Raw genomic sequence first — 13,242 nt, 5'->3', positions numbered from 1 at the left:
CAAGGCACTTAAGGAGTGAAATGAAGTTTCTCTGCCCCTCCACCGCACTCGCGCCCAACAGCAGCCTCGGTTTTGATATCGACGGGTGCAAGCTGCTGGCCGTGCGTCGCGACGGCGTTGCGTACTTCTACATCAACCGTTGCCCCCATCGTGGCATTCCACTGGAATGGCAACCCGACCAGTTTCTCGACGACAGCGCCAGCCTGATCCAGTGTGCGACCCACGGCGCCCTGTTCCTGATCGAGAATGGCGAATGCATCGCCGGCCCTTGCGCCGGGCAGAGCCTGACCGCCCTGCGCGGCTGCGAAGACGCTCAAGGCCTATGGGTGGAACTCTAGTCGAGCAGCACGTCCAGTTGCCGGTCTACACAGATTTCTTCGCAGGTCACACGCACGCCATACGCCAGCACTTCCACCCCTGCCGCCTTGGCTTCACGCAGGGCAGCGGCATAACCGGGGTCGATTTCCACCGCGGGTCGCACAGCCTCAATCCCCGAGAGATTGACGCAGTACAGCTGCACCGCGCGCACACCCTCCCGTGCCAGGTGCGCCAGCTCACGCAAATGCTTGGCGCCGCGCTGGGTCACCGCGTCGGGAAACGCCGCAACCGCAGAGCCGTCATAGCCCAGGGTCACACTTTTGACTTCGACATAGGCCGCGCCGTCGGGATAATCCAGGCGAAAGTCGATGCGGCTTTTCTCCTGGCCGTAAGGCACTTCGCGTTTCAACGCGGTAAAGCCATTGAGCTCAGTGATCACCCCTGCATGTAGCGCCTCCTCGACCAATTGATTGGCCCGCGCCGTGTTCACACAGGCCAACCGGCCCTGGGGCGTCTCGGCGATTTCCCAGGTGCCGGGCAATTTGCGCTTTGGGTCATTGGAGCGGCTGAACCAGACCTGCCCACCTTCCACCATGCAATTGAGCATTGAGCCCGTGTTGGGGCAGTGAATGGTCAGCAACTCGCCGGTAACGGTCTCGATATCGGTGAGAAAACGCTTGTAGCGGCGAATCAGTCGCGCTTCTTCAAGTGGAGGATTAAAGCGCATCAGCCTTGCCAGCTCCGCAGACCACGGGCGATCCGCTCCACCGCTTCTTGTAGCCGATCGAGGTTCTGCGTGTAGGCAAAACGCACATGATGACCGGCCTGGTAGCGGCCAAAGTCCAAGCCAGGCGTAAAAGCCACATGCTCGGTTTCGAGAAAATGGCGGCAGAATGCGAAGGCATCACCGCCAAATGCGCTGATATCGGCGTACAAGTAGAACGCCCCTTCCGGCTCAACGGCGATGCCAAACCCCAGCTCGCGCAGGGCGGGCAACAGGAAGTCGCGACGGCGACCGAATTCGGCACGGCGCTCTTCGAGAATGCTCAGGGTCTGTGGGGTGAAACACGCCAGCGCCGCGTGTTGGGCCATGCTAGGAGCACTGATGTAGAGGTTTTGCGCCAACTTCTCCAACTCGCCCACTGCCGCCGGGGGTGCAACCAGCCACCCCAGGCGCCAGCCGGTCATGCCGAAATACTTGGAAAAACTATTGAGGACGAAGGCGTCGTCGTCGACTTCCAGCACGCTGGCTGCGTCGGTGCCGTAAGTGAGGCCATGGTAGATCTCATCCACCACAAGGTGGCCGTTGCGCGCCTTGATGGCCGCAGAAAGCCCGGCCAATTCGTCACGGGTGAGGATCGTCCCCGTCGGGTTGGCTGGCGAGGCCACCAGCGCGCCCACACTGTCCTGATCCCAGTGCCTGGCCACCAGGTCGGCGGTCAACTGATAGCGCACCTCCGGGCCTACCGGCACGAGTTGCGCCGCGCCCTCTACCAGGCGCAGGAAGTGGCGATTGCAGGGGTAACCAGGGTCTGCGAGCAGCCAATGCTTGCCCGGGTCAACCAGCAGGCTGCTGGCCAGCAGCAACGCGCCGGACCCGCCAGGAGTGATCAGAATGCGCTCGGGATCCACGTTCAAGCCGTAACGCTGCTGATAAAAACCGCTGATGGCTTCGCGCAACTCTGGCAGGCCACGGGCTGCAGTGTAACGGGTCTTACCATTGGCCAATGCCGCCTGGCCGGCCTGGATGATCGGCTCGGCGGTGGTGAAATCCGGCTCGCCGATTTCCAGGTGGATCACATCATGGCCGGCGGCCTGCAGCTCATTGGCCCGCGCCAGCAATGCCATGACATGAAAAGGTTCGATGGCGCGACTGCGCGCACTGTAGGGCTGGGCCATTAGCCTTCCTTAACGGTGAGGACAAAATCTGGATTCTACCGAACCCGCGCCGTAAAACATGTTCTATTGCCTGCCCGGCGGCATGTGCAGTCCGGGCAAGCGCGTGCAAACCGACTAAAATCTACATTCGAGGCAACACATACCCAGCAATGGCGGGCAGTCGCAGTTTGCAACCCCTTTGCGGTGGGCCTCGACAACCGGGAGTGGCGCACCCCGAATCTATCTGGTAAGTTCGCCCGCTTGCAGCCGCAGGGCCGGCAGGTGTCGGTGACGTTGCAATCCTGCGCAATGGATTAGAAGAGTGAGAGGCGGTCTATTCATGTCCACCCAAGCAAAGCAACAGCAGACTCAAGGCCTCAACGGCTTCGAACCTTACGTAGAGACGAAAGGTGAGGAGTACATGGGCGAGCCCATGCGCGAGCACTTCACCAAGATCCTGAACAAGTGGAAACAGGACTTGATGCAGGAAGTCGACCGTACGGTTGACCATATGAAGGACGAAGCAGCCAACTTCCCTGACCCGGCCGACCGCGCGAGCCAGGAAGAAGAATTCGCCCTGGAACTGCGCGCCCGTGATCGCGAGCGCAAGTTGATCAAGAAGATCGACAAGACGCTGCAGCTGATCAAGGACGAAGAATACGGCTGGTGCGAATCCTGCGGTGTCGAGATTGGTATTCGTCGCCTGGAAGCCCGCCCAACCGCAGACCTCTGCGTAGACTGCAAGACCTTGGCCGAAATCAAGGAAAAACAGGTCGGCAAGTAATCCAGCCGAGCTGAACGAATGGGGCGTGCGAACGCCCCATTTTTGTTTCTGGGGTTTACCGAATTTCCAGTAGTATCCGGCCCATGACAGCCTCTACCTATATCGGGCGTTTTGCCCCAACGCCCAGCGGCCACTTGCATTTCGGCTCACTGGTCGCCGCCCTCGCCTCCTACCTCGACGCCCGCGCCAACCAAGGCCGCTGGCTGATGCGCATGGAAGACCTCGACCCGCCCCGCGAAGAGCCCGGCGCCCAGGCAGCGATCCTGCACGCACTGGAAAGCTACGGGTTTGAGTGGGACGGCGAACTGGTCCGACAAAGCGAACGGCACGAAGCCTATGCCAAAGTACTGAACGATATGTTCAACCACGGCCTCGCCTACGCCTGCACTTGCTCACGTAAACAACTGGAGGCCTACAACGGCATCTACCCGGGCCTGTGTCGCAATGCCGGCCACGATCAGCAAGATGCCGCCATCCGTTTGCGTGTTCCTGAGCTTGCTTACCACTTTACCGACCGCGTCCAGGGCGAATTCCGACAGCACCTGGGTCGCGATGTAGGCGATTTCGTCATCCGTCGCCGCGATGGGCTCTATGCTTATCAATTGGCAGTCGTCCTCGACGATGCGTGGCAAGGTGTTACCGACATCGTGCGCGGCGCCGACCTGCTCGACTCCACGCCGCGCCAGCTCTACCTGCAGGAACTGCTCGGCCTGCGCCAACCGCGCTACCTGCATGTGCCACTGATCGTCCAGCCGGACGGTAACAAATTGGGCAAATCCTATCGTTCCCCGCCGTTGACACCCGACCAGGCCACGCCTTTGCTATTAAGGGCCCTGCGCGCCCTCGGGCAGCAACCCGGTGACGAGCTGCTCCACGCCAGCCCACGGGAACTGCTGGATTGGGGCATCCAGCACTGGGACGCCACGCGGATACCGCACACACTCACGCTGGCAGAAGCGCAATTGAGCTGAAGGCGCTTGCAGCTTGGCCGGCATCCGTTACCATCGCCGCAGTTTTTCAATCAGAGGCCAACATGTACATCTATCGATTGGTCCTGCTGCTGGTCGTCGGGATCTACCTGTTTTCCCCCGCCATCATGGATTGGTGGATCGACGCCACGGGCGCCTGGTATCGCCCTTATCTGCTGTGGCTGATCCTGATCGTCGTGACTTTCATCCTGCAGAGCCAAAAAGATGCCGATGAGCTTTAGCCTGACCCAGATGCTGCTGATCAGCGCCGCCTACCTGGCCGCGCTGTTCGGGGTGGCCTGGATCAGTGAGCGTGGAATGATTCCGCGGGCGATCATTCGCCATCCGCTGACCTACACCTTGTCCCTTGGCGTTTACGCCAGCGCCTGGGCGTTCTATGGCACCGTAGGCCTGGCCTATCAATACGGTTACGGCTTTCTTTCCAGCTACCTCGGGGTGTCCGGTGCGTTTCTGCTGGCACCGGTGCTGCTTTACCCGATCCTGAAGATCACCCGCACCTACCAACTGTCCTCCCTGGCCGACCTGTTCGCCTTCCGCTTTCGCAGCACCTGGGCCGGCGCGCTGACCACCATGTTCATGCTGATCGGCGTGCTGCCGTTGCTGGCCCTGCAAATCCAGGCGGTGGCGGACTCCATCAGCATCCTGACCCGCGAACCGGTGCAACATCGGGTGGCCCTGGCCTTCTGCGCGCTGATCACGCTGTTCACGATTTTCTTCGGCTCACGCCATATCGCCACCCGCGAGAAGCACGAGGGCCTGGTGTTCGCGATTGCCTTCGAGTCGGTGATCAAGCTGATCGCCATCGGCGGCGTTGGCCTGTACGCGCTCTACGGCGTGTTCGACGGCCCGCAACAGCTGGAACTGTGGCTGCTGCAGAACCAGACCGCCCTCGCCGCCCTGCATACGCCATTGCAGGAAGGCCCCTGGCGCACACTGCTGCTAGTGTTCTTCGCCTCGGCAATCGTGATGCCGCACATGTACCACATGACCTTTACCGAAAACCTCAACCCGCGCTCGCTGGTCAGCGCCAGCTGGGGTTTGCCGTTGTTCCTGCTGTTGATGAGCCTGGCGGTGCCGCTGATCCTGTGGGCCGGTCTGAAACTGGGGGCCACCACCAATCCTGAGTATTTCACCCTGGGCATCGGCATAGCCGCGAATAGCCCGGCCTTGGCGCTATTGGCGTACGTCGGGGGGCTATCGGCTGCCAGCGGGTTGATCATCGTGACCACCCTGGCTCTCTCGGGGATGGCACTCAACCACCTGGTGTTACCGCTGTACCAACCACCGGCCGAGGGCAATATCTACCGCTGGCTGAAATGGACACGGCGCGCGCTGATCGTCGCGATTATCATGGCCGGCTATGGTTTCTACCTGCTGCTGGGCGCGGGTCAAGACCTGGCCAACCTGGGGATCGTTGCATTTGTCGCCACCTTGCAGTTCCTGCCGGGCGTGCTGTCGGTACTGTATTGGCCGACCGCCAATCGCCGTGGCTTCATCGCCGGGCTGCTGGCGGGGATCCTGGTGTGGGTCGTGACCATGCTGCTGCCGCTGGTCGGCAACCTGCAGGGCTTCTACATCCCGTTGCTGAACATGATCTACGTGCTGGATGACACCAGTTGGCACATGGCCGCGATTGCGTCGCTGGCCGCCAACGTCTTGATGTTCACCCTGATCTCACTGTTTACCAACGCCAGCCCGGAAGAAACCAGCGCCGCCGAAGCTTGCGCGGTGGATAACGTACGCCGTCCGCAACGACGTGAATTGCATGCCGCCTCACCCCAGGAATTCGCCACGCAACTGGCCAAGCCGTTGGGTGCCAAGGCGGCACAGAAGGAAGTCGAGCAGGCGCTGCGCGATCTCTACCTGCCGTTCGATGAGCGCCGCCCGTACGCCCTGCGCCGCCTGCGTGACCGTATCGAAGCCAACCTGTCCGGATTGATGGGGCCGAGCGTGTCCCAGGACATGGTGGAAACCTTCCTGCCCTACAAGGCCGGCGGCGAAAACTACGTAACCGAAGACATCCATTTCATCGAAAGCCGGCTGGAGGACTACCACTCCCGCCTCACAGGCCTGGCCGCCGAACTCGATGCCCTGCGTCGCTACCACCGCCAGACCCTGCAGGAACTCCCGATGGGCGTCTGCTCCCTGGCCAAGGATCAAGAGATCCTGATGTGGAACAAGGCCATGGAAGAACTCACCGGTATCGCGGCGCAACGCGTAGTCGGCTCACGCCTGAATACACTGGGCGAGCCGTGGAAAGAACTGTTGCAAGGTTTCATCAATCTGCCCGACGAACACCTGCACAAGCAGCACCTGGCCCTCGACGGCCAGACCCGCTGGCTCAACCTGCACAAAGCCGCCATCGACGAACCCCTGGCCCCCGGTAACAGTGGTCTGGTGCTGCTGGTGGAAGACCTGACCGAAACCCAGATGCTCGAAGACAAGCTGGTGCACTCCGAGCGCCTGGCCAGTATCGGTCGGTTGGCGGCGGGCGTGGCCCATGAAATCGGCAATCCGATCACCGGTATTGCCTGCCTGGCGCAGAACCTGCGGGAAGAGCGTGAAGACGACGGCGAAATCACCGAAATCAGCGGGCAGATCCTCGAACAGACCAAGCGTGTTTCGCGCATCGTGCAGTCGCTGATGAGCTTTGCCCACGCCGGCGCCCACCAGAACCACGACGAAGCCGTGTGCCTGGCCGAGGTGGCACAGGACGCCATTGGGCTGCTGGCCTTGAACCGGCGCAATTTCGAAGTACAGTTCTTCAATTTATGCGACCCCGACCATTGGGTCGACGGCGACTCCCAACGCCTCGCCCAAGTGCTGATCAACCTGCTGTCCAACGCCCGTGACGCCACCCCGGCCGGCGGTGCGGTGCGCGTCAAGACCGAGGCTTTCGAACATACGGTCGATCTGATCGTCGAAGATGAAGGCAGCGGTATTCCACAGAACATCATGGACCGATTGTTCGAACCCTTCTTCACCACCAAGGACCCAGGTGAAGGTACCGGTCTGGGCCTTGCACTGGTCTATTCCATCGTTGAAGAGCATTATGGACAAATCACCATCGACAGCCCGGCTGACACCGAAAGCCAACGCGGCACCCGTATTCGGGTGACCTTGCCGCGTCATGTCGAAGCGACGTCCGCTGTGAACTGAGACCGTCGAGAGAATTGAATCAATGCCGCACATTTTGATCGTCGAAGACGAAACCATTATCCGCTCTGCCTTGCGTCGCCTGCTTGAACGAAATCAGTACCAGGTCAGCGAAGCCGGCTCGGTGCAGGAAGCCCAGGAGCGGTTCAGCATTCCCACGTTCGACCTGATTGTCAGCGACCTGCGCCTGCCTGGCGCGCCTGGTACCGAGTTGATCAAACTGGGCCAGGGCACTCCGGTGCTGATCATGACCAGCTACGCCAGCCTGCGGTCGGCGGTGGACTCCATGAAGATGGGCGCGGTGGATTACATCGCCAAGCCATTCGACCATGACGAGATGCTCCAGGCGGTGGCCCGTATCCTGCGCGACCGCCAGTCGGCCAGCAGCACGCCGGCCGAGCAACGACCGGCGAGCAAAACCAATGACAAGCCAGGCGTCGACAACAGCAACGGCGAGATCGGCATCATCGGTTCCTGCCCCCCCATGCAGGACCTGTACAGCAAGATCCGCAAAGTCGCGCCCACCGACTCCAATGTATTGATCCAGGGCGAGTCTGGCACCGGTAAAGAACTGGTGGCCCGCGCCCTGCACAACCTGTCCAAGCGTGCCAAGGCGCCGATGATCTCGGTGAACTGCGCGGCGATCCCTGAATCCCTGATCGAGTCCGAACTGTTCGGCCACGAAAAAGGCGCGTTTACCGGCGCCAGCGCCGGGCGTGCGGGCCTGGTGGAAGCGGCGGACGGCGGCACGCTGTTCCTCGACGAAATCGGCGAACTGCCTCTGGAAGCCCAGGCGCGGTTACTGCGCGTGTTGCAGGAAGGCGAGATTCGCCGTGTGGGCTCGGTGCAATCGCAGAAGGTCGATGTTCGACTGATCGCCGCGACCCACCGGGACCTGAAGAGCCTGGCCAAGATCGGCCAGTTCCGTGAAGACTTGTATTACCGCCTGCACGTGATCGCCCTCAAGTTGCCGGCCCTGCGTGAGCGTGGCGCCGACGTCAACGAGATCGCCAACGCGTTCCTGCTGCGCCAGAGCGCGCGCATCAACCGTACCGACCTGAAGTTTGCCCCGGACGCCGAGCAGGCGATTCGCCATTACTCGTGGCCGGGTAACGTGCGGGAGCTGGAAAATGCGGTCGAGCGTGCGGTGATCCTGTCGGAGAGCCCGGAGATTTCCGCCGAGCTGCTGGGTATCGACATTGAGCTGAGCGATCTGGAGGACGACGACTTCATCGGCCTGGCCCCACAACAGGGCGGCGGTAGCAACACCAGCCACGAGCCGACGGAAGATCTGTCACTGGAAGATTACTTCCAGCATTTCGTCCTTGAGCACCAGGACCATATGACCGAGACCGAACTGGCGCGCAAGCTGGGCGTGAGCCGTAAATGCCTGTGGGAACGTCGCCAGCGCCTGGGCATTCCGCGGCGCAAGACCGGCGTGGCCAGCGAGAGTTGAGGGCGCGCCCCCACAGGTAACACCCGCAGATGTGAAAAAACTGTTACCGCGGATATTTCGCGTAACAAAAGCCGGGGCTTACGGTAACGAAGCCCCGGTTTTTTTTGGGCCGTCAAAAGCCCGATACCACCTCAACCCCCCGGTTTTGCTGGGCGGTGCAAAAGTTGGCACGCACCCTGCTATATGCTTAGTACAAAAACAATAACAAGCTTTGTACAAGACAATAAAAATAAGACGAATCGACTCACGCATAACAAAAACAACACGGCGGAGGCGCAGCTAACTGATTCTTTTGGAGAGGCGTTGCATTTGGGGCTTGCCCCGCAACCAGGCCGAGAACAACAAAAACTGCCCTAAGGCAGAGCCTGAACTGGTTGGATCGTAGATCAGCAACACAGCGACCAAAGCAATCCGTTTGCTCTTGACTCCCGATTGGGAGTGTCATGAAGGTGAAGCTTCATGGCGAGGGCGATCAACAAAAACAAGAAGCCCGCAATCCATAATAAAAATAGAGCACGCAACTACTTCTGGGGGAGCTTCGGCTCCCCTTGTAGTTTCCGCCATTTGACCACCCAGCAACCTCTTGAAGCTTTTGGCTTGGGGCTTGCAGCTTGTTCCTACACCATCCCCTGACTAAATGCTAGAATCCCCGCCCATCATGCGGTCATTCTTCGTTATGGCCGAACATTCCTTCAAACAGTGCATCCCATGCTGAAGAAGTTGTTCCAGTCATTCCGTTCTCCCTTGCGTCGTACGCAACACAAACGCAGCACGCCTGAAGTGCTCAACAGCAGCCAGCATTCGCTGCAACGCGCTCAATTCAGCCGTTATGCCGTGAATATCGTCGAACGTTTGCAGAACGCCGGCTACCAGGCTTATCTGGTGGGCGGTTGTGTACGCGACATGCTGCTCAATATCACGCCCAAGGACTTCGACGTCGCCACCAGCGCCACGCCTGAGCAAGTGCGTGCCGAATTTCGCAATGCGCGGATCATCGGCCGGCGTTTCAAGCTGGTGCATATCCACTTCGGTCGCGAAATCATCGAAGTTGCGACGTTTCGCGCCGGCCACCCGCAAAACGATGAAGAGGAAGACACCAATCAGTCCTCCCGCAACGAAAGCGGGCGCATCCTGCGTGACAACGTCTACGGCACCCTCGAGGAAGACGCGCAGCGCCGCGACTTCACCATCAATGCCTTGTATTACGACCCGGTCAGCGAGCGCATTCTCGATTACGCCAATGGCGTACACGATATCCGCAACAACCTGATCCGCCTGATCGGTGACCCGGTCCAGCGCTACCAGGAAGACCCGGTGCGCATGCTGCGTGCGGTGCGTTTTGCCGCCAAGCTCAACTTCGGCATCGAGAAACACACCGCCGCGCCGATTCGCGAACTGGCACCGATGCTGCGGGAGATCCCTTCGGCGCGCCTGTTCGAAGAAGTGTTGAAGCTGTTCCTCTCGGGCTACGCCGCCGACACCTTCGAAATGCTCGTCGACCTGCAGTTGTTCGACCCACTGTTCCCGGCCAGCGCCGAGGCGCTGGAATACAACCCGACGTACACCCACACCCTGATCAGCGAAGCACTGATCAACACCGACCTGCGCATCAAGCAGAACAAACCGGTCACCCCGGCGTTCCTGTTTGCCGCCCTGTTGTGGCCGGCCCTGCCCAAGCGCGTGCTGCGCCTGCAGGAGCGTGGCATGCCGCCGATCCCGGCCATGCAGGAAGCCGCCCATGAGCTGATCGCCGAGCAGTGCCAGCGCATCGCCATTCCAAAACGGTTCACCATACCGATCCGTGAGATCTGGGACATGCAGGAGCGCCTGCCACGCCGCAGTGGCAAACGTGCCGACCTGTTGCTGGACAACCCGCGTTTCCGCGCCGGCTACGACTTCCTGTTGTTGCGTGAGAGCGCCGGCGAGCAGACCGACGGCCTGGGCGAATGGTGGACCGACTACCAGGACGCCAATGACAGCGAACGCCGCGACATGATCCGTGACCTCGGCAGCAAAGGCGATGGCGAAGGCGCCGGGCCGAAGAAGCGTCGCCGCAGCAGCAGCAAGCGCAAGCGCAGCGCGGCCGACGCCTCGGGCGAATAAGCGTGGAACGCATCTACATCGGCATGGGCAGCAACCTGGCGGCCCCGGATCAGCAATTGCGCAGCGCTATCGAAGCACTGGCGCAATTGCCCGGCACGCACGTCGCCGGTGTCTCTGCCTTCTATCAAAGTGACTCCCTGCTCCCGGGCCAACCGCGCTATACCAATGCAGTGGCTGCCCTTGACAGTAACCTCGCCCCTCTTGAGCTGCTGGATGCGCTGCAAGCCATCGAGAACGACCAGGGCCGCGAACGCCTCGAGCGCTGGGGCCCGCGCACGCTTGACCTGGACATCCTGCTGTTTGGCGATCGCCTGATCGACGAACCGCGTCTCAAGGTGCCGCACTACCAGATGCACCTGAGGGCTTTTGTGCTGTACCCGTTGGCCGAACTGGCGCCCGCCAGCCTGGCGTTACCCGATGGCCAAACCCTCAACGAACTGCTTGAAGCCTGCCCGTTTGTCGGTCTTGAACGGCTCACCGTTGCTGAATCGCGTCAGTAACAGCGGTAACACCGTCATCGTAACAATGCGGTAACACATCCAATTGACTTCCCGTGTCCTCCTCACGACTATAGGCGTCCCGCTGCCGCCAACCCGGCGCTGAAGGGCGCAATCCAGGCCTTATAAGCACTGCTCTCAAGACAGTGCGCCTGTATAAACGAAGACTCACGCGCGTTACTCGCTGTTTCCAAGCGCCTGAACGAGGACCCTTTTCATGCCAGACATTACCCTGACCACCTTGCAGAGCCTCAAGCTCAAAGGTGAAAAAATCGCCATGCTGACCTGCTACGACGCCACGTTCGCCCACGCCAGTTGCCAGGCCGGGGTTGAAGTGCTGCTGGTGGGCGACTCCCTGGGCATGGTTCTTCAAGGGAATGACAGCACCCTGCCCGTCACCACCGATGAACTTGCGTACCACACCGCCAGCGTCAAGCGCGGTAACGATGGCGCCTTCATCATCGCCGACCTGCCGTTCATGGGTTACGCGACGCTCGAACAAACCTTCCAGAATGCCGGCAAGCTGATGCAAGCCGGCGCGCACATGATCAAAATTGAAGGCGCGTTATGGCTCGCCGAGTCGATCCGCCTGCTCGCGGAACGCGGCGTGCCGGTGTGTGTGCACATGGGACTGACGCCGCAGTCCGTGAACATCCTTGGCGGCTATAAGGTCCAGGGCCGGAATGAGGCCCAGGCGCGCCAGATGCGTGCGGACGCCATCGCCCTGGAACAGGCCGGCGCGGCCATGATCCTGCTCGAATGTGTGCCGAGCGAGTTGGCGGCAGAAATCACCCAGGCCGTGAAAGTGCCAGTAATCGGTATCGGCGCAGGTTCGGCCACCGATGGCCAGGTGCTGGTGCTGCACGACATGCTCGGCCTGTCGATCAGCGGTCGTGTGCCGAAGTTCGTGAAGAACTTCATGGCTGGCCAGACCAGCATCCATGACGCCTTGAGCGCCTACGTCGCCGAAGTCAAAGGCGTGACCTTCCCGGCCGCCGAACATGGGTTCTCTGCATGAACACCGTTAAAACCGTACGTGAACTGCGGGCCGCCGTAACCCATGCCCGCAGCGCCGGCAAGCGTATCGGCTTTGTGCCGACCATGGGCAACCTGCACAGCGGCCACGCCACCCTGGTGACCAAGGCCGCCCAGCAGGCGGATTTCGTGGTCGCCAGCATCTTCGTCAACCCGCTGCAATTTGGCGCCGGCGAAGACCTGGACAAATACCCCCGCACCCTGGCCGCCGATCAGGAAAAGTTGCTGCAAGCCGGCTGCAACCTGCTGTTCGCACCTACCGTCGAGGAAATGTACCCCGGCGGCATGACCGGCCAGACCCGTGTCAGCGTGCCGCAACTGTCCGAAGGCCTGTGTGGCGCCAGCCGTCCCGGGCATTTCGAAGGCGTGGCGACGGTGGTCAGCAAGCTGTTCAACATGGTGCAGCCGGACATGGCCGTGTTTGGCCAGAAGGATTACCAGCAACTGGCCGTGATCCGCGCCATGGTGCATGACCTGAACATGCCGATCCAGATCATCGGCGAGCCCACCGTGCGCGCCGGCGACGGCCTGGCGCTGTCGTCGCGCAACGGCTACCTCAGCGACGAACAGCGCGCCATTGCGCCGGTGCTGTACCGCAGCCTCAGCCAGATAGGCGCTGCGATCAAGGCCGGTGACCATGACTTCGCCAAGCTGCGCGCCGAACAGGTCCGCCAGATCGAAGCCGCCGGGCTGCGCCTGGACTACCTCGAAGTGCGCCAAGGCGTGCATTTGCGCCCGGCCACGGCCGAAGACCGGGATATCGTGATCCTGGTCGCCGCCTACTTGGGGGCCACCCGTCTCATCGATAACCTGCATCTGATCCTCGACTGACCCTTCCAGTTGCCCTCCTCACTGCGTAAATAAAAAGTGCCGGTATAAAAAAGTACCGGCCTTAGCGCAGACAAAGCCAAGACATATCGACACGCTAGGTTTAATGTAATCGCCCTGCGCTATGGTTAGCGCTGTCTGGAACCCATTGCTTGATCAAAGACTGGATGTTCCAGGCAAATAAGTGTCCTAAAGGCA

General features: G+C 60.9%; 12 protein-coding genes. 10 read left to right on the top strand and 2 right to left on the bottom strand.

Annotated features, from left to right (window positions below; all coding sequences use genetic code 11):
- Nucleotides 1–20: 20 nt before the first annotated feature.
- Nucleotides 21–338, top strand: a complete 318-nt coding sequence (locus tag BMX59_RS22765; RefSeq protein ID WP_071490014.1) for a Rieske (2Fe-2S) protein — start codon at nt 21–23, stop codon at nt 336–338.
- Here BMX59_RS22765 and sfsA read toward each other — a convergent pair.
- Together sfsA and BMX59_RS22755 are read right to left on the bottom strand one after the other, a co-directional pair.
- The gene (gene sfsA / locus BMX59_RS22760; protein WP_093125983.1) at nt 335–1,045 is read right to left on the bottom strand and encodes a DNA/RNA nuclease SfsA; all 711 of its coding nucleotides are present in this window, start codon (nt 1,043–1,045) and stop codon (nt 335–337) included. The genes BMX59_RS22765 and sfsA overlap by 4 nt on opposite strands.
- Nucleotides 1,045–2,217, bottom strand: coding sequence for a pyridoxal phosphate-dependent aminotransferase (locus tag BMX59_RS22755; protein ID WP_071490012.1), 1,173 nt, complete (start codon nt 2,215–2,217; stop codon nt 1,045–1,047). Before BMX59_RS22755 ends, sfsA begins: the two co-directional genes overlap by 1 nt.
- Before the next feature lie 319 nt (nt 2,218–2,536).
- Between BMX59_RS22755 and dksA the strand changes: the two genes are divergently transcribed.
- The 9 genes from dksA to panC all read left to right on the top strand — a co-directional run bounded on the left by dksA (nt 2,537) and on the right by panC (nt 13,047).
- Complete coding sequence (dksA, locus tag BMX59_RS22750; RefSeq protein ID WP_058427634.1) at nt 2,537–2,980, top strand: RNA polymerase-binding protein DksA; 444 nt, start codon at nt 2,537–2,539, stop codon at nt 2,978–2,980.
- Nucleotides 2,981–3,063: 83 nt separating this feature from the next.
- Nucleotides 3,064–3,951 (top strand): tRNA glutamyl-Q(34) synthetase GluQRS, encoded by an 888-nt coding sequence (gene gluQRS, locus BMX59_RS22745; RefSeq protein ID WP_093125979.1) that lies wholly within the window; start codon nt 3,064–3,066, stop codon nt 3,949–3,951.
- Nucleotides 3,952–4,013: 62 nt separating this feature from the next.
- On the top strand, nt 4,014–4,190 hold the full coding sequence (locus BMX59_RS22740; protein WP_003176118.1) for a hypothetical protein: 177 nt from the start codon (nt 4,014–4,016) through the stop codon (nt 4,188–4,190).
- The gene (locus BMX59_RS22735; protein ID WP_162276390.1) at nt 4,174–7,128 is read left to right on the top strand and encodes a sensor histidine kinase; all 2,955 of its coding nucleotides are present in this window, start codon (nt 4,174–4,176) and stop codon (nt 7,126–7,128) included. Before BMX59_RS22740 ends, BMX59_RS22735 begins: the two co-directional genes overlap by 17 nt.
- 22 nt (nt 7,129–7,150) lie before the next feature.
- Complete coding sequence (locus BMX59_RS22730; RefSeq protein WP_093125975.1) at nt 7,151–8,581, top strand: sigma-54-dependent transcriptional regulator; 1,431 nt, start codon at nt 7,151–7,153, stop codon at nt 8,579–8,581.
- A 708-nt stretch (nt 8,582–9,289) separates the two neighbouring features.
- The gene (locus BMX59_RS22725; protein WP_071490008.1) at nt 9,290–10,684 is read left to right on the top strand and encodes a polynucleotide adenylyltransferase PcnB; all 1,395 of its coding nucleotides are present in this window, start codon (nt 9,290–9,292) and stop codon (nt 10,682–10,684) included.
- Between the two features lie 2 nt (nt 10,685–10,686).
- Nucleotides 10,687–11,184 carry a 2-amino-4-hydroxy-6-hydroxymethyldihydropteridine diphosphokinase gene (gene folK, locus BMX59_RS22720; protein WP_092248403.1) on the top strand — a complete coding sequence of 166 codons (498 nt, stop codon included), beginning with the start codon at nt 10,687–10,689 and terminating at the stop codon, nt 11,182–11,184.
- A gap of 214 nt (nt 11,185–11,398) precedes the next feature.
- Nucleotides 11,399–12,199: a 3-methyl-2-oxobutanoate hydroxymethyltransferase gene (gene panB, locus BMX59_RS22715; RefSeq protein ID WP_092248400.1), complete on the top strand. Its 801-nt coding sequence runs from the start codon at nt 11,399–11,401 to the stop codon at nt 12,197–12,199.
- On the top strand, nt 12,196–13,047 hold the full coding sequence (gene panC / locus BMX59_RS22710; protein WP_093125969.1) for a pantoate--beta-alanine ligase: 852 nt from the start codon (nt 12,196–12,198) through the stop codon (nt 13,045–13,047). The genes panB and panC overlap by 4 nt, the downstream gene beginning before the upstream one ends.
- Nucleotides 13,048–13,242: the final 195 nt, after the last annotated feature.

This window comes from Pseudomonas sp. NFR09 (genome assembly GCF_900111535.1).
Classification (GTDB): Bacteria; Pseudomonadota; Gammaproteobacteria; order Pseudomonadales; family Pseudomonadaceae; genus Aquipseudomonas; species Aquipseudomonas extremorientalis.
The sequence above is the reverse complement of the archived record's forward strand: the minus strand, read 5'-3'. Positions and strand labels throughout refer to the sequence as shown.

Excerpts from the sequence above, each read along its gene's own strand:
- BMX59_RS22765 (WP_071490014.1), top strand. The coding sequence starts at position 21 with ATGAAGTTTCTCTGCCCCTCCACCGCACTCGCGCCCAACAGCAGCCTC.
- sfsA (WP_093125983.1), bottom strand. The coding sequence starts at position 1,045 with ATGCGCTTTAATCCTCCACTTGAAGAAGCGCGACTGATTCGCCGCTAC.
- BMX59_RS22755 (WP_071490012.1), bottom strand. The coding sequence starts at position 2,217 with ATGGCCCAGCCCTACAGTGCGCGCAGTCGCGCCATCGAACCTTTTCAT.
- dksA (WP_058427634.1), top strand. The coding sequence starts at position 2,537 with ATGTCCACCCAAGCAAAGCAACAGCAGACTCAAGGCCTCAACGGCTTC.
- gluQRS (WP_093125979.1), top strand. The coding sequence starts at position 3,064 with ATGACAGCCTCTACCTATATCGGGCGTTTTGCCCCAACGCCCAGCGGC.
- BMX59_RS22740 (WP_003176118.1), top strand. The coding sequence starts at position 4,014 with ATGTACATCTATCGATTGGTCCTGCTGCTGGTCGTCGGGATCTACCTG.
- BMX59_RS22735 (WP_162276390.1), top strand. The coding sequence starts at position 4,174 with ATGCCGATGAGCTTTAGCCTGACCCAGATGCTGCTGATCAGCGCCGCC.
- BMX59_RS22730 (WP_093125975.1), top strand. The coding sequence starts at position 7,151 with ATGCCGCACATTTTGATCGTCGAAGACGAAACCATTATCCGCTCTGCC.
- BMX59_RS22725 (WP_071490008.1), top strand. The coding sequence starts at position 9,290 with ATGCTGAAGAAGTTGTTCCAGTCATTCCGTTCTCCCTTGCGTCGTACG.
- panB (WP_092248400.1), top strand. The coding sequence starts at position 11,399 with ATGCCAGACATTACCCTGACCACCTTGCAGAGCCTCAAGCTCAAAGGT.
- panC (WP_093125969.1), top strand. The coding sequence starts at position 12,196 with ATGAACACCGTTAAAACCGTACGTGAACTGCGGGCCGCCGTAACCCAT.